Origin of the sequence: Anaerostipes hominis (ex Lee et al. 2021) (assembly GCF_002270485.1) — a bacterium.
Lineage (GTDB): Bacteria > Bacillota > Clostridia > Lachnospirales > Lachnospiraceae > Anaerostipes > Anaerostipes hominis.
The window spans coordinates 40914-57573 of the sequence record NZ_NQOG01000018.1 but is presented as its reverse complement, the minus strand read 5'-3'; the positions used below and the strand labels follow the sequence as shown (position 1 = coordinate 57573).

Annotated in this window: 16 protein-coding genes; 1 reads left to right on the top strand and 15 read right to left on the bottom strand. The window is 46.4% G+C overall.

From position 1 onward, the window contains the following. Nucleotides 1-185: 185 nt before the first annotated feature. The 7 genes from ispD to CI597_RS13805 are packed head-to-tail and all read right to left on the bottom strand — an operon-like array spanning nt 186 to nt 5285. A complete protein-coding gene (gene ispD, locus CI597_RS13835) occupies nt 186-971 on the bottom strand; it encodes a 2-C-methyl-D-erythritol 4-phosphate cytidylyltransferase (RefSeq protein WP_024729431.1) in 786 nt (261 codons plus the stop codon). A 16-nt stretch (nt 972-987) separates the two neighbouring features. Continuing rightward, nucleotides 988-2010: a tRNA (adenosine(37)-N6)-threonylcarbamoyltransferase complex transferase subunit TsaD gene (gene tsaD / locus CI597_RS13830; protein WP_024729430.1), complete on the bottom strand. Its 1023-nt coding sequence runs from the start codon at nt 2008-2010 to the stop codon at nt 988-990. Between the two features lie 10 nt (nt 2011-2020). Further along, the gene (locus CI597_RS13825) at nt 2021-2932 is read right to left on the bottom strand and encodes a ribonuclease Z (protein ID WP_024729429.1); all 912 of its coding nucleotides are present in this window, start codon (nt 2930-2932) and stop codon (nt 2021-2023) included. 14 nt (nt 2933-2946) lie between these two features. Then, the gene (rimI, locus tag CI597_RS13820) at nt 2947-3651 is read right to left on the bottom strand and encodes a ribosomal protein S18-alanine N-acetyltransferase (RefSeq protein WP_024729428.1); all 705 of its coding nucleotides are present in this window, start codon (nt 3649-3651) and stop codon (nt 2947-2949) included. Next, nucleotides 3632-4351 (bottom strand): tRNA (adenosine(37)-N6)-threonylcarbamoyltransferase complex dimerization subunit type 1 TsaB, encoded by a 720-nt coding sequence (tsaB, locus tag CI597_RS13815; RefSeq protein WP_024729427.1) that lies wholly within the window; start codon nt 4349-4351, stop codon nt 3632-3634. The genes rimI and tsaB overlap by 20 nt, the downstream gene beginning before the upstream one ends. Continuing rightward, nucleotides 4352-4774 (bottom strand): tRNA (adenosine(37)-N6)-threonylcarbamoyltransferase complex ATPase subunit type 1 TsaE, encoded by a 423-nt coding sequence (gene tsaE / locus CI597_RS13810; protein ID WP_024729426.1) that lies wholly within the window; start codon nt 4772-4774, stop codon nt 4352-4354. Between the two features lies 1 nt (nt 4775). Continuing rightward, nucleotides 4776-5285: a YcxB family protein gene (locus CI597_RS13805; protein ID WP_024729425.1), complete on the bottom strand. Its 510-nt coding sequence runs from the start codon at nt 5283-5285 to the stop codon at nt 4776-4778. 157 nt (nt 5286-5442) lie between these two features. Here CI597_RS13805 and CI597_RS13800 point away from each other — a divergent pair, with 157 nt between their 5' ends. Further along, nucleotides 5443-5985 (top strand): stage V sporulation T C-terminal domain-containing protein, encoded by a 543-nt coding sequence (locus CI597_RS13800; protein ID WP_024729424.1) that lies wholly within the window; start codon nt 5443-5445, stop codon nt 5983-5985. A 62-nt stretch (nt 5986-6047) separates the two neighbouring features. Here the strand turns inward: CI597_RS13800 and uvrA are convergent, their stop codons facing one another. The 8 genes from uvrA to CI597_RS13765 all read right to left on the bottom strand — a co-directional run bounded on the left by uvrA (nt 6048) and on the right by CI597_RS13765 (nt 16640). Then, complete coding sequence (gene uvrA / locus CI597_RS13795) at nt 6048-8870, bottom strand: excinuclease ABC subunit UvrA (protein WP_024729423.1); 2823 nt, start codon at nt 8868-8870, stop codon at nt 6048-6050. 9 nt (nt 8871-8879) lie between these two features. After that, nucleotides 8880-10865 carry an excinuclease ABC subunit UvrB gene (uvrB, locus tag CI597_RS13790; protein WP_024729422.1) on the bottom strand — a complete coding sequence of 662 codons (1986 nt, stop codon included), beginning with the start codon at nt 10863-10865 and terminating at the stop codon, nt 8880-8882. A 110-nt stretch (nt 10866-10975) separates the two neighbouring features. After that, nucleotides 10976-11416, bottom strand: a complete 441-nt coding sequence (locus tag CI597_RS13785) for a PAS domain-containing protein (RefSeq protein ID WP_024729421.1) — start codon at nt 11414-11416, stop codon at nt 10976-10978. A gap of 176 nt (nt 11417-11592) precedes the next feature. Beyond that, nucleotides 11593-12747, bottom strand: coding sequence for a S41 family peptidase (locus CI597_RS13780; protein ID WP_034550755.1), 1155 nt, complete (start codon nt 12745-12747; stop codon nt 11593-11595). A gap of 204 nt (nt 12748-12951) precedes the next feature. Continuing rightward, the gene (locus CI597_RS18000; RefSeq protein WP_155854040.1) at nt 12952-13128 is read right to left on the bottom strand and encodes a hypothetical protein; all 177 of its coding nucleotides are present in this window, start codon (nt 13126-13128) and stop codon (nt 12952-12954) included. 197 nt (nt 13129-13325) lie between these two features. Then, nucleotides 13326-14642, bottom strand: coding sequence for a GntP family permease (locus CI597_RS13775; RefSeq protein WP_024729419.1), 1317 nt, complete (start codon nt 14640-14642; stop codon nt 13326-13328). Nucleotide 14643: 1 nt separating this feature from the next. Continuing rightward, entirely contained in the window at nt 14644-16212 is a 1569-nt protein-coding gene (locus tag CI597_RS13770) for an acyl CoA:acetate/3-ketoacid CoA transferase (protein ID WP_024729418.1), read from the bottom strand. Then, nucleotides 16200-16640 (bottom strand): MaoC family dehydratase, encoded by a 441-nt coding sequence (locus CI597_RS13765; protein WP_024729417.1) that lies wholly within the window; start codon nt 16638-16640, stop codon nt 16200-16202. Before CI597_RS13765 ends, CI597_RS13770 begins: the two co-directional genes overlap by 13 nt. Between the last annotated feature and the right edge of the window lie 20 nt (nt 16641-16660).

Below are 16660 nucleotides of genomic sequence, written 5' to 3'. Positions count from 1 at the left end.
TTTTTGTAATTTATTAAGTGTTAGCATACTAATATTTTACACCAACTGCCGGATTCTTTCGAGGTCTGGCAGTTATTTTTTGCATAGAAAAGGAGCTGCGCACTAATCACTTAGTGCGACAGCCCCATCTATAACATTTTTCCATTTGCCAAACAATGCACTGCACTACCCCTGGTACATTCTTCCTATTTCTTCGTAAAAAACCGCTTCTGCAGTATCTTCATCTGCAGATAAATAATCTTATCATGTACATTGTGCAGGAACCGGAACAGCTTTCTGGCCTTCACAAGACTTCCTGCGATCCTCACATCCTCGGGAGTTGTCACCTTAATATTGTCATAACTTCCTTCAATGAGCTTTACTTTAACTCTCTGGTCTCCATAATTTTCAAGCACCATACCGTCATCGGTTGCGGTAGTATCTCCGCTGTCCATCAGCTTTTGATAGGCATCATAGATCAGATCAAAATCAAAACATTGAGGAGTCTGGACCTGCCAAAGCTTTCTTCTCGGAGGCGTCGAAACCGCATAAGTGTCATTGTCCACAACCTTGATCGTATCTTTTGAAGGGATGCCAACCACACAAGCTTTATGCCTGCGCACATTGATAATACATTTTCGTATAATATCGGCATTCAGCATCGGCCTCGCTCCGTCGTGAATCAGAACATAGTCTGCCTCCTCAATGCTTCTCAGCCCAAGATAGACAGACTCGTACCGTTCCCGACCGCCGGCTACGATTCTGCTCACCTTTTCAAACTTATACTTGCCTACAATATATTTCTGACAATAGTCGATCTCATCCTCTCCGGTTACTAATATGACTTCATCCACTGGACTGTGTTCAAAGGCTTTCAGGGCATAGTAGATCAGAGGTCTTGACTTAATAATCATATACTGTTTGGGAATCCCGCTCCCCATGCGTTTTCCTTCTCCCGCGCCAAGTACTATGGCTACGATTTTCTCCTTCATGGCATCTCCTAATTGTTTATCTCTGGCCGATCTTCAATCCCGGAACCGCATTCAGATCCCAGCCGCTTCTGGCTCCGTTCATATATTCATAATACCCTGCGGCTCCGATCATTGCCGCATTGTCCGTACATAATATGGGTGATGGGTGATAAAATTCAATTCCTGCTTCTCGGCATCTGGCTTGAATCTTCTCCCTGAAAGCTCCGTTGGAAGCGACTCCTCCGGCAATCGCAAGTTTCCGGTATCCAAGATTCTTTGCCGCTTCTACGCCATGGGTACTGAGTACATCCACAACAGCTTCCTGAAAAGATGCCGCCACATCTGCCCGGTTCACTTCTTCCCCCTTCATCTCACACTTATTTAGATAATTTAGTACAGAGGACTTCAGTCCGCTGAAACTGAAGTCATTCGGCGCACCGTCCACTTTTGCCCTTGGAAATTTGATTGCTTCCTTATTTCCTTCTCTGGCCAGAGCTTCGATCTTTGGACCTCCCGGATAACCGAGACCGATGCATCTGGCTACCTTGTCGAATGCTTCTCCGGCAGCATCGTCCCTCGTACGCCCGATGATTTCATAGACTCCATAATCCTTTACATCCACCAGATGAGTATGTCCGCCGGATACAACAAGACATAAAAACGGAGGTTCCAGCTCGTGGTGTTCTATATAATTGGCACAAATATGTCCTTCGATGTGATGAACTCCTACCAGGGGTTTATCTTTCGCAAAAGCAATCGCCTTTGCCTCCGCAACTCCCACAAGCAAAGCTCCTACGAGTCCCGGACCATAGGTAACTGCCACTGCATCGATTGAATCCAGGGTCTCATCCGCTTCGTTCAATGCCTCTCTGATCACATAGTTAATCTTTTCGATATGCTTTCTCGATGCGATCTCAGGTACGACTCCTCCGTACAGCTTATGTAGTTCTATCTGTGATGAAATAATATTGGATTTAACACTTCTCCCGTTCTCCACTACTGCCGCGGCAGTCTCATCGCAGGAAGATTCAATTGCCAGTATTTTAATATTTTTATCCATTGTCTGCTCCCTATTCCTCACAAAAATCCAAAGTAACCGTTTTTCCGTCCTTTCCGGCCTTGGATCTCGGAAAGATCTCTCTGACCTTCCCCATAAATTCCTCTGGTCTTACCAAAGACGGGCTGTAATGGGTCAGCCAAAGCTGACCCACATCTGCCTGTTTCGCAAGCCTTGCAGCTTCATAAAATGTCATATGTTTATATTCTTTTGCCTTTTTCTCTTTGCCTTCTTCTCCATACATGCCCTCACAGATAAACAGATCTGCACCACGGGCATTTTCTGCTATGAAAGGAACAGGCCTTGTGTCCGTACAATAGGTCAGTTTGATCCCTTTTCTGGCTTCACCGAGAATCATATCACTGGTTAAGACACGTCCATCGGCTTCTATCGTCTCACCTTTCTGAAGACGGCTCCAGTACTTCATCGGGATGTCGTTCTGTCTTGCCTTTTCCGGATCGAATTTTCCGGCTCTCGGTATAATCATATTATATCCGTAGCACATAATGTTATGCTGTACACGGAACGCCTCGATCTGATATCCGTCCATAGGGATTATCTGCTGTTTCCCGGACAGTTCCAGAAATTCGATCTCAAATGGCAGATCCGGAGCAATGACCCTCAGAGACTGTACGACCCGCTCCACGCCTTTCGGCCCGATGATCAATAACGGCTCTGTCCGCTCGGCATTTCCAAGAGTCAGCAAAAGGCCCGGAAGCCCGCTGATATGATCTGCGTGAAAATGTGTAAAACAGATAGCATCCAGAGGCTTCACACTCCACCCCCGTTCTTTGATCGCCACCTGTGTCCCTTCGCCGCAGTCGATCAGCACATCATGACCATTGAATCTGGTCATGCATGCCGTCAATTTCCGATATGGAAGAGGCATCATGCCTCCGGTACCTAATAAACATACATCTAACATTTTTCATCCTTTTTCTAAGTCAAGACTTCTTTCTTTTCTTTCACAGAAACCGGTATTTTAAATTTTTTTACCAGTTCATCATAACAGTGTTCGCAAAGGAAAAATTCATGGCATTCCAGATCTTTGCCTGAAAAATATCCCCACTCCTTCTCACCTTTAAAAAAATCTTCCTTCTCTTTGATTGTTCGACCACATAAGTTGCACTTCATCTCATTCTCCTCCTTATAGGTCTCATTATAAGAAGGTTCTTCTTCCGATACTACTGGTAATGACTGGGCCGGCACGTCCCAGCGCATTAAAACAGCGTCTTCCATCGGATTCCGGTAATATTTGGGTCTTCGGCCCTGAACAATAAATCCCTGCTTTTTATACATGCGGATCGCCGGTTTGTTGGATTCTCTCACCTCCAGATAAACGGCGGAGACAAATCTTTTTGCGAGCTCCTCCTGCAAAACACGAACCAGCCGTGCTCCGATACCGAAATTCCGTATGAAAGGCAGGACACCGACTCTGAGCAGTTCTCCCTCGTCTGCCGCCAGCCGGCCTATGACATAACCGCTGACGCGTTTCATATCACGCCACACATATATAAAGTAATCCTTTTGTCTGAAGGCATCCTCGAGCGTGCGGAGAGACCATGGATCTGAAAAACACTGCTTTTCCAGTTCAGCAATCATTGCAAGATCTTTTTCTCTTACCTCAAATATTGGTTTCTTCATGTTTCAGTCGTTCTTCTCTTTCCCTTTCTGCTTGGGATTTCCGTAAATATTCAGGCTCAAAATCATCTGCCGTGACAAACTTTCCCTGTTGGTAATAGATGCCGGCCAGCGCTCCTACAGCACCGGCTCTCTGCCGTCCTGCAAAATCAGGAGCAAAAAAAGCCTTATCACCCATCTGCTTTGAGATCGCTTCCTTATGGACAGGAACCCCATCCCCCAGAAAAATTACCGTATCCTCAAAATCCGTCAGCTGATCCAGCGTATCCTGCATACTCTGGGCGCATTGTTCTTTTATCACAGTAAACTTTCCATGCTCAAAACGGTAAAATCCGGTATAAACCTGATTCCTTCTGGCATCCATAATGGGACAGATGATTCCATGTGCTCCGTACAGCTGAAAAGCCAGACCGTCCACGGACGGGACCGGAATGACCGGCTTGTCAAGAGCCAGACCGAGCCCTTTCACTGTGGCTGCCCCGATCCGAAGCCCGGTAAACGAACCCGGACCCATGGCTGCTGCAATGGCATCCAGTTCAGCCAGTTCAAATCCCACCTGTTTTCTCATCACATCCAGCATGGGAAGCAGTGTCTGTGAATGAGTCAGTTTATCGTTGACCGTATATTCAGCGACCATTACGCCGTCCACAAGGTAAGCAGCCGATGCTACAAGCCCTGAACTATCCAATGCTAAAATCTTCATCTATATCTCCTCAATCTTGATTTCCCGGTAATCAAATCCCCGTTCCAGGTTTTTGGAAATCGTAATCTTCGTATAATGCTCAGGCAGGATCTCCCCAATCAAGTTGGCCCACTCGATCAGGGAAACTCCCTGCCCGTAAATATAATCTTCATACCCGATTTCGTCCATCTCCTCAACGTCCCCGATGCGGTAGACATCGAAATGGTAAAAAGGCAGACGTCCTTCTTCATACTCCTGCACGATCGTAAAAGTAGGACTCTGCACGGGTTCCTCTATTCCGAGACCCTTTGCAAATCCCTGGGTAAAGACTGTCTTGCCTACTCCTAAATCTCCGCAGAGACAGTACACATCTCCAGGTTCGGCCTTTTCTCCCAGCAGAAAGCCTGTACGAAATGTATCCCCATAACTTAAGCTTTCTGTCATACTAAGACCTCTTTGCATACTTTGGAAGCTTTGTACTGGCCGGTACATGCTGGTAAATATAATTCATGATTTCGTTTTTCTGTTCTCCAAGCGCTACATCAGGATAAATAAATGCACTTTGTTTTCCTGTATATAAAATATACATTCCTCTGCTGTGTCTGATCTTAACGATCTGATTCCAAGGAATGACTCCCGTTTGATCTCCCATTGTCACATGAACTCCGTCTTCCTGAAGATCATATTCCGTTTCATTTTGATACATTGGATTCCCTGCAGCCTGTTTCTTTGCCTTCATATATAAAGTAAGCGGTGTGACGATCGTGAAAAGTGCGATCATTAATACTCCAAGCATTGCATAATACATTCCGCCTCCGGCCGCTGTGCCGCGGAATACCATCATAATTCCGACCAGAACACAGATGGCTGTAAAAATTCCCGACTGTCCATTATACGCATGGGTCATAGAGAACTGATACAGATCTTTTGCGGTTAATCTAATATTAAAATTCATCTCTTACTCCTTTATCTTTTATCATTGAATTTATGCTTTTCATCTCGCTCTAGTTTTTAATTATATCATAGTAAAAAGAGTTTTGGTATATTTTTTCTCCCGATGCAAACAATATCCACATGGGAAAATATATGTTTGTGAGAGGAGACGTAAACACATGAGAGCAACAGGAATAGTACGACGTATTGACGATTTGGGAAGGATCGTAATTCCGAAAGAAATCCGCAAGACAATGCATATCAGAGAAAGTGATCCTTTGGAGATATTTACAGAACATGACGGAAGTATCATTCTTAAAAAATATTCTCCGATCGGGGAAATGGGGCAGATAGCAAAACAGTATGCTGAGTCCATAGCTGCCACCCTTCCTCATACAATTTGTATCTGCGATCAGGATTCTGTTATCGCAGCGGCAGGTCCAAATGGAAAAAAGCTGTCCGGAAAGCTCCTGCATGAGCAGGCAGAACAGATCATCATTGACCGCGGACAGTTCAGTGCAGTCAAAGGAGATCAGAATTTTGTTCCAATCATCTCCGATTTCCCTGATGAGTTTACAAATCAGGCTGTGGCTACTATTATTGCCGAAGGAGATGCTATTGGACTGGTCTGTATACTTTCCAATGAAAACAAAATGAATGAACAGGATCTGACCATCGCAAAAATAGGTGCTTCTTTCCTGGGAAAACAAATGGAAGATTAATCGCACCGAAACCGCCGTGCAAAAACTGCCGGCATGCTCACCGCATGTCCGGCAGTTTATTATTAATCCAGGTATTTCTTAAGATATTTTCCAGTATAAGACTGTTTTGCATTACATATCTCCTCAGGAGTCCCCTGAGCAACGACAGTTCCTCCATTGCTGCCGCCTTCCGGTCCAATGTCAATAATATAATCGGCGGTTTTTATGACCTCCAGATTGTGTTCGATGACAATAACCGTATTGCCGCCTTTCGTCAGCTTGCCCAGGATATCTACCAGCTTATGGACGTCTGCAAAGTGAAGTCCTGTGGTCGGTTCATCCAGAATATAGATTGTCTTTCCTGTACTCCGTTTGCTCAGTTCCGTAGCCAGTTTGATTCTCTGGGCTTCTCCGCCTGAAAGCTGGGTGGAAGGCTGCCCCAGGCGGATATAGGAAAGACCCACGTCTCTCAGCGTCTCCATCTTCCGGCTGATGCTCGGAATATTCGAAAAGAATTCACAGGCTTCCTCAACCGTCATGTTCAGGACGTCATAAATGCTCTTTCCTTTGTAGAGAACTTCCAGTGTTTCCCTGTTGTATCTCTTTCCCTGACACACTTCACAGGGAACATAAACATCCGGAAGGAAATGCATCTCGATCTTAATGATACCGTCCCCGGCACATGCCTCACATCTTCCCCCCTTTTTATTGAAACTGAACCTTCCTTTATTGTATCCACGGCTCCTTGCGTCCTTTGTCATGGCAAATAAATCTCTGATCTGATCAAATACACCCGTGTAAGTCGCCGGATTTGATCTCGGCGTCCGTCCGATCGGAGACTGGTCAATATCTATGATCTTATCCAGCTGGTCAAAACCTTCGATGTCTGTGTGTTTCCCCGCCTTGATTTTTGCACGGTTCAGCTCTTTCGCCAGTCTCTTATAAACAATCTGATTGATCAGAGAGCTCTTCCCGGAACCGGACACACCGGTCACACAGGTAAAGACCCCAAGAGGGATATCTACATCAATATTTTTAAGGTTATTTTCTCTGGCACCAATCACCTTCATCCAGCCGGTAGGCTTTCTGCGCTCCTCTGGAACCGGGATCTTAATCCTTCCGCTCAAATATGCACCGGTGATGGACTTTTTATTCTTCATTATCTGCTGGGCAGTTCCCTGGGCTACGATCTCACCGCCGTACTCTCCGGCTCCGGGTCCTACGTCCACAATATGGTCCGCCGCCAGCATCGTATCCTCATCGTGTTCCACGACCAGCAGGGTATTTCCCAGATCTTTTAAATTTTTCAGGGCATTGATCAGCTTGTCATTATCTCTCTGGTGCAGACCGATGCTCGGTTCATCCAAAATATATGCCACACCCACAAGACCCGATCCGATCTGGGTTGCAAGACGTATCCTCTGGGCTTCTCCCCCGGAAAGTGTGCCGGTTGCCCTGGAGAGTGTCAGGTATTCAAGCCCCACATTGTTGAGGAACCCAACTCTGGCCTTAATTTCCTTTAGAATCTGGCTTCCGATAAACTGCTGGCGGTCTGTCAGTTCCATCTCGTCCAAAAAGGCAGAAATTTCTCCCACAGACATATCACACATTTCCGCAATATTTTTTCCGGCCACAGTCACAGCCAGCGACTCTGCCTTCAGTCTCTGTCCGTGACACTCCTCACATGGGGTAACTGTCATGTAATTTTCGTACTCCGCCTTCATAGATTCAGAGGATTCCCGGTATCTCCGGCCTACATTTCTGATCAGACCTTCAAAGGAGACATCATAGACACCCTGTCCCCTCTGCCCGGTATAATGAACCTTCACTTCTTTTCCATTTGTTCCGTAGAGAATCACATCTCTGATCTTTTTCGGATAGTCTTTAAAAGGTGTGTTCAGGTCGAATTTATATTCTTTTGCAAGAGCGTCGAGGATCGCCCGAGTGTAACTCTTCTTGTCTGTGCAGGACTGCCAGCCCATCACCTGGATTGCACCTTCCGCAATGCTCAGTTTCGGATCGGGAATCATAAGATCCACATCAAACTCCATCTTATATCCGAGACCGTGACAGACCGGGCAGGCTCCGAACGGATTGTTGAAAGAAAAGCTCCTCGGCTCGATCTCGTCAATGCTGATATCACAGTCGGGACAGGAGAAACTCTGGCTGAAATTCATCGGTTCTCCCCCGATGATGTCCACAGTCATCAATCCATCCGCCAGGTCCAGAGTCGTCTCAATAGAATCTGTAAGTCTCTTTTCAATCCCCGGACGCACTGCCAGCCGGTCCACAACGATCTCAATGTTGTGTTTTTTATTTTTGTCCAGTGTGATCTCTTCCTCCAGATCATAAATGTTTCCGTCCACCCTGACACGGACATAGCCGCTTCTCCTGGCATTTGAGAAAATCTTTTCATGCCTTCCCTTCCTTCCGCGGACAATCGGCGCCAGAAGCTGGAACTTTGTTCCCTCTTTAAACTCCATGATCCGGTCTGCCATCTGGTCTACAGTCTGCCTGCTGATCGGTTTCCCACACTTAGGGCAGTGCGGAATCCCGATCCTGGCGTACAGCAGACGGAAGTAGTCGTAAATTTCTGTCACCGTACCTACTGTGGATCTGGGATTTCGGTTGGTGGATTTCTGGTCGATGGAAATAGCGGGGGACAGACCTTCAATACTGTCTACATCCGGCTTTTCCATCTGTCCGAGAAACTGTCTTGCATAGGAGGACAAAGACTCCATGTATCTTCTCTGCCCTTCCGCATAAATTGTATCGAATGCCAGGGACGATTTCCCGGAACCGCTCAGTCCTGTGAGAACAACGAACTCGTTTCTGGGTATTACTAAATCTACATTTTTCAAATTATGTTCTTTCGCTCCTCTGATCCGAATAACATCCTTCTTCATAGTATCTCCTTACTTATCATAATCTCTGTAAGCAATCTTATATTCTTTCAGTTCATCCCGCAGCGTTGCGGCCTCCTCAAAATTCAGCTCTGCCGCCGCCCTGTTCATCTTCTTGGTGAGCCGTTCAATATTTTCCTTCAGTTCTTTCTTGTTCATAGACTCAATATCCTTTTCATTGGTCTGCTCTGCTTCTTCCTCCTCAGAAATCTTGATCAGATCACGTATATCCTTCTGAATCGTCTGCGGTGTGACGCCATGCTCTTTATTGTACTGATCCTGAATCGCTCGTCTCCGGTTTGTCTCACTGATGGCGGCTTCCATGGAATCTGTCATATTGTCGGCGTACATGATAACATGTCCTTCACTGTTTCGGGCCGCACGACCCACTGTCTGCACCAGAGAAGTCTCTGATCTTAAAAAGCCTTCTTTATCTGCATCCAGGATCGCGACAAGCGTGATCTCCGGAATATCCAGACCTTCTCTCAGCAGGTTGATGCCGACAAGCACATCAAATACGTCCATCCTCAAATCCCTGACGATCTCTGTTCGCTCAAGGGTATCAATATCAGAATGCAGGTATTTAACCCGGATTCCAACCTCCCTCATGTAATCGGTCAGCTCCTCCGCCATCCGCTTTGTAAGGGTGGTAACCAGAACCTTATGTCCCTGCTCTGTCTCTTTATGCACTTCAGATAAAAGGTCGTCAATCTGTCCTTTTACCGGACGCACATCAATCGGCGGATCTAAAAGTCCGGTCGGGCGTATGATCTGTTCTGCCCGGAGAAGTTCATGCTCTGCTTCATACTTGTTCGGCGTTGCGGAAACAAACAGCATCTGATCGATCTTACTCTCAAATTCGCTGAATTCCAGCGGGCGGTTATCCTTTGCCGATGGCAGACGGAATCCGAAATCCACCAGGGTAGACTTCCTGGACTGGTCTCCGGAATACATACCCCCGATCTGGGGCACTGTGATATGGGACTCGTCCACGATCACCAGAAAATCATCCCCAAAGAAATCGATCAGCGTACTCGGCGGTTCCCCTGGTTTACCCCCGGTCAGATGCCTGGAATAGTTCTCAATACCGGAACAGAACCCGGTCTCCCTCAGCATCTCAATATCAAAATTCGTTCGTTCCGCAATCCTCTGTGCCTCGATCAGCTGGTCATTTTCCTGAAAATACTTTACCCTCTCGGCCAGCTCCTGTTTGATATTAACAATCGCCTGCTCTATCTGTTCCTGCGGAACTACATAGTGGGATGCCGGAAATATGGCGAGAAAGTTAATGCTTCTCTTGACTTCTCCGGTGAGAACATCAAATTCCACGATCCTGTCAATCTCATCTCCGAAAAACTCTACCCGGACAGCCTCCTCAAATGTAGAGACCGGAAGGATCTCCAGGACATCACCTTTCACCCGGAAGGTTCCCCGTTTAAAATCCAGTTCGTTTCGGACATACTGGATATTGATCAGTTCATCGATAACCTGATCCCTGTCCTTCTGCATACCGGGTCTTAAGGAAATCATCATCTCAGAGTAATTTTCCTTGCTTCCTATCCCGTAAATGCAGGAAACACTGGATACCACGATCACATCCTTCCTCTCTATGAGGGCGGCTGTGGCGCTGTGCCTCAGTTTATCGATCTCATCGTTGACGGAAGAGTCTTTTTCAATATAGGTATCTGTGGACGGTACATAGGCCTCCGGCTGATAATAATCATAGTAGGAAACAAAATATTCCACGGCATTATGCGGAAAAAATGCTTTAAATTCACTGTAAAGCTGTGCTGCCAGGGTCTTGTTATGGGCAATGATCAATGTAGGTTTATTTAATTCTTGAATGACATTTGCCATTGTAAACGTTTTGCCTGACCCTGTAACCCCTAATAGCGTTTCAAACTGATTCCCCTGCTTAAATCCAGAAACCAGCTGTTTAATCGCTTCCGGCTGATCCCCAGTAGGCTCAAATTCAGATACCAATTCAAAATGATCCATAAATATACACCTCCGTATATCGTAAAACGGGATAGAAATTCCCATAATTATGATTCCCATTCTCTGAAATATCATACTCTGTGTATCAGCCTTGATTATATCAGACCCCACTAAAAAAGTACAGAACAAATTCGAATGTTTGTTCTGTACTTTAAAATGTGAATATTCTTCACCACCGTATATAAAATCAGACCGCGGATCTCCTGCATCTTCTGCTCCGTCTCATTTCTTCTCTGATTTTGTCGCCGTAGACCGGATCTGATGCTGCCTCCGTTCAATGACATATCGGCAAAATAAGTCAGCTCCTTCTCGTGCAATTCCCTGACTCTGTCCTGCAAAAGCTTTTCTTCCGTAATATCAACAAATACACAGTAAAAATGATGTTCCCCATCCTCTTCCGTGAACAGCTGCGCCTGGATCGAAATCCATACGATCTCACCGTCTTTTCGGATCAGCCTGTTCTCATTGTGGATCGTGTTGCCGCATTTCAGCTGTTCCTGCAGGTTCTCTTTCCTCACCACTATATCATCCGGATGGATCACTGCTGCCATATTATTTCCGTTTATAACCGATGAAGTCGAACAACACGTTATTCGCCGCTATGACAGAAAACTTTGTCTATACCCTGTCAGTGAAGGGATCAGCAAAATCACAATCAGTTCCACTAAGGTAAATCCATCCTTTTTCGCTCTCATGCTTTCGTTGCTTTTCCGGCTCCTGTAAAATTTTATTTCTTCAGCTTCTTCTTTAAAAGCTGCTGTGCTTTTAAAAGCTGCTCATCCACTTTTGTCTTGGTGTCATCTTTTATGTTTATATTAGGTTTTATCCCCTTCTTATGGATATTGGCTCCTGAAGGCGTATAATATGACGCATAGGTTAATTTGGCATAGGAACCGTCTCCCAATTTAAAGAATCCCTGCACAATCCCTTTTCCGAAGGTCTTTTCACCTACTAAGGTTCCCCTTTTATGATCTTTGACAGCTCCTGACAAGATTTCAGAAGCGCTGGCGCTCTCTCCGTTCACAAGGACACAGACCGGAACCTTTACCGACTGCTCTGCATCTGAACGGTATACCTTTTCCTTGCCCTGTTTATCCTTTATAGACACAATCCTGCCTTCACCAAGCAGTTCGTCGCAGATATCCACAACGGAATCCACCAGTCCGCCCGGATTATTCCGAACATCCAGAATCAAAGCCTTCATTCCTTTGTTCTGCAGCTGTTTTATACCTTTCTTAAATTGGCCAACGGTCACTTCATCAAATTCAGAGATAGACAAATAGCCAATACTGTTATCAAGCATTTTTGTCTCAACGGTCTGAGTCACAACTTTTTTTCTCGTAATTGTGTAGTTTTTTGCTTTCTTCTCTTTTCCGCGCAGAAAAGAAAGTTTTACCTTAGTGCCTTCTTCTCCTTTTACTTCTGCTACGACTTTATCCAAATCCTTGTCACCAACAGATTTGCCGTCCACCTTGATCAGAACGTCTCCGGCCTTGATTCCTCTTCCATCACTTGGACCTCCCTTGATGACCCTGATCACCTTTATCTCACCTGTGACAGTATCCTGGGAAAGATAAATTCCTACACCTGAAAATACACCGTTCGTCGCTTCCATCAGTTCTTTAAATTCACTCTCTGAATAATAAGTGGAATATGGGTCTCCCAGACCTGCCAGATATCCTTTATAAGCGTAATTTTCCAGCTGCTCCTGATCCACATCGCCGGTATAATATTGATCCACGGTCTTTTTAAGGCGCTGAAGTTTATTTGCTATCTCCACATTTTCCCCCGATACCGAATACGTCCTGTATAAAAGGAATCCCTCTCCGAGAGAGATCACAAGAAGAATTGCGATCAGGATTTTTGAGAATTGTTTTTTCATATCGACCTCCACGTCCGGATATCTCTTTATAAATAAAGAGCATCCTCCAAATATGTGTTCCATTATAACACTGAGAAAAAGCCGCTACAACCCTCAACTAATTAGCAATATATAAACTTAACCGCCGTATCCGGCTAATTTTCTCAAAAGAAAAACCATGATTTTTCATCATGGCTTTCTTAAACTCTGCATTTACTTTAATTTTTATTCCATGATTGCCTGCTTCGGGGACGTTACTTCTGTCTGCTGCCTCAGATTTACAGGCGGGACAGTACCGGCCCCTGTAACAGCCCTTACAATTTTCAATGTATGACCGTTGATTATTCTGGACTGCAGCGCGATACCCGCATCCGTCACAACTTCGTTCTGCCAAAAATTCATGTTATACCCTCCTTACTTCATAATTTTCATACTCTATGGAAACTATAACATGATGCAAACGGACAATGTGGGCAAATAAAGTATCGTTGCATAGCTTCTTTTGCTAAAGAAATACTTATCCGGCAGATATTACGTCCATTTTGTACATGATTGGAGTGAGGCATTCTAAGAGCCGAACGGAAATCACGTACAAAATGTCAAACTATGCCCATCATCCCCATCGCCACAACAACAATGGTTGCCACAATGGGAATCACACAAGTAACCATGCCGATATCTGCATAAGATTTTTTATGTGTCATTCCTGCTACGGCCAGCAGCGTGATGACAGCTCCGCAGTGGGGCAGAGAATCCAGTCCCCCGGATGCGATGGAAGCGACACGGTGGAAAGCGCCTGGATCAATGTTCAAAGATGCAGCCATTTCCATATATTTCGGCCCCAATGCTTCCAGCGCGATGCCCATGCCTCCGGAGGAAGATCCGGTAGCTCCTGCCAGAAGTGTTACAGCCAGCGCCTCCGAAATCAGAGGGCTTGCTTTGATGCCCAGGACAGCCTTTGTAAGTACGGCAAACCCGGGAGCAGCCTTTACCACTGCTCCGAATCCCACGGCTGCAGATGTGTTCATAATCGCCATGACAGATCCGTTGGCACCTTCACTGACAGCGCCGATGATATCCTTCAAATTTCGAAGATTTAACAGGATAGATGCGGCGATCCCCAAAAGCAGGGCGATGATGATAGCGTAAGTGGACTTCTTATCTTCCGGAAACGCTATCCACATTGGCAGGATATTCAGCGATGCGACGACGATCAGCAATGGCACGACCGACAGCAGTGGATTGGGCAGATCCTCTGAAGTACTCTCCTTTATATTGTCAGGTTCATCAAAGTGCTCTCCCGCGGCAGTCATTTTCTTTGCGCGGTAAGACAGCCACAGATATCCTCCCACGAGCATGACAAGTCCCCCTGCGATTCCCATGATAGGTCCTGACATTGCGTTGGTTCCGAAATACTTTGTGGGAATAATATTATTCAGCTGGGGATTCCCAGGAAATGCGGTCATGGAAAATGTGAATGCGCCGCAGGCAATGCAGCCTGGGATCAGCCTTCTCGGAAGGTCGGCCTCCCGAAATAAGGATACGGCAATCGGATAAATGGCAAACACAACTACAAACAGTGAAATGCCACCGTAGACCAAAATACCACAGCTGATAATAACAGCCAGGATTGCCCTCTGTGCTCCGATCATTGAGGATAATTTTTTCGCCACAGAATGGGCTGCCCCCGTAACTTCCATTGCCTTTCCGAAAATTGCTCCCAAAAGGAACATTGGGAACCAGGATTTGGCAAAGTCCACAAGCCCCTGCATATAAGTGTCTGTGTATGCAGGCAGCAGAGAAAGTCCCCCGGTCAGCGCCACAACCATGGCGGATACCGGAGCTACCCAGATAATTGAATATCCCTTGTACGCCAGGAACACAAGCAATGCGAGCCCTAAAACAATTCCAACCATACTATCTGCCTCCGATCTTTAATGGGGTGTTGTCAAAAATATCTGCATCCATCTCTTTTAGATTTCGGGAAATCAAAGGTTTGAAATCCATCTTGTCTAAAATGTGCTTTTCGAGATCTATTCCAGGTGCTATCTCAATCAATTCCAGGCCGCCTTCCGTCAGTCTGAACACCGCCCGTTCCGTCACATACAGCACATTCTGTCCTGTCTGCACACCATACTCTCCACTGAAGGTGATCTGCTCCACCTGGTCCACAAACTTGGTAAACTCTCCGTCCTGTACGATCTGAAGTCCCCGGTCTTTTACTTCGATCAGCGACTTTCCGGCCGTAAATGTACCGCAGAAAATGACGTTTTTCGTATTCTGTGAAATGTTTACGAATCCTCCGCAGCCAACCATCCTGCCGTTAAACTTGCTTACATTAATATTTCCTTTGGCATCTGCCTGTGCAAGCCCGAGGCAGGTCAGGTCAAGCCCGCCGCCGTCATAGAAGTCAAACAGATTGGGCTGGCCGATCAGTACTTCTACATTGGCTGCGGCTCCGAGGCTGTGTCCTCCCTGAGGCACTCCTCCGATCGCCCCGGCCTCGATGGTCATTGTCAGACGGTCTGCAATCCCTGCTTCCAGGGCGACGGAAGCGACACCCTCCGGCACTCCGATCCCCAGATTGATCGTAGTATCCAGCTGAATCTCTTTCGCACACCGCTTTGCGATGACCTTCCGTATTCCCATTTCCATAGGCGCAATGCTGTCAGACGGCACTTTCACTTCCCCCGTAAAAGAAGCATCATAGTCTAATATACAAGTCATCCGATGATTTTCCGGTTTGGCCTTTACCAATGTATCTACCATGATTCCCGGGACATATACATCTCTTGGGTCCAAAGTCCCCTCTTTTGCCACCTCTTTTACCTGACCGATCACGATCCCTCCGGAATTTTTAGCTGCCTCAGCGATATGGAGTGTTTCCAAAAGCACCCCTTCTTCCTCGACCGTCATATTGCCTTTCTCGTCTCCCACCGTCCCGCGGATAATGGCAGCGTCCACAGGAATGGAACGGTACAAAAGATATTCTCTCCCTGCTGCCTCCATAACCTCCACAAAGCTCTCGCTCCGGGCAGCCTGGTTCATCCGTCCGCCTTCCACTCTTGGATCTGCAAATGTCTTTAATCCCACCTGAGTCAGCACCCCGGGCTTGCCCCCTGCAATGGCCCTGAATAAATGTGCAACGACACCCTGCGGAAAATTATAAGCCGCGATCTTATTCTCATTGATCATTCTGCTCAGCTTCTTTGCCAGTCCCACATGCCCGGCAATGATCCGTTTGACCATTCCTTCTTTCGCCAGATGGTCCAGGCCGAAATCTTCTTTGAGGGCTCCTCCGTCTCCGCAGCCTGATCCAAACAGGAGCGTCAAATCTTTTGGATGTCCCTCCTCCTCGTAGCGTTTTCCCAAAGCCTTTGCTATTTCTTCAGCGAAACCGAACCCAAAGGCAAATCCGTTGAACGCTACCGTGTCGCCGTCTTTGATCTGTTTTACCGCCTCTTCTGCACTGCTTAATTTTGACATGCTGTATCCTCCTTATGCTCCGGTGGGATAACGGTTGCTTCCCCTTCCACGACAACCTTGCCTTCCTGGTTGACACAAGTAGTGGCGATCGTGGCGATCGTAAACTTGGGTTTTTCTTTTAATTCCTTTACCCTCAAATTGGCTGTGACTGTGTCTCCGATCTTCACAGGTCCCGTAAACTTCAGCGACTGGCCCAGATATGTGGTACCGGGTCCCGGAAGCTTCATGGCAATGGCCGCCGAGATGACTCCGGCACTGATCATCCCGTGTGCTATCCTTTCTTTAAATACCGTACCTTTCGCATAGTCATCATCCAGATGCAGCGGATTTTTATCCCCCGTCACCTCTGCAAATGCCAGGACATCCTCATTGCTAATTTGTTTACAAAAAGAACATCCATCTCCGACTTTTAATGAACAATTTCCCATTGATTACTCCTTCCCTGATG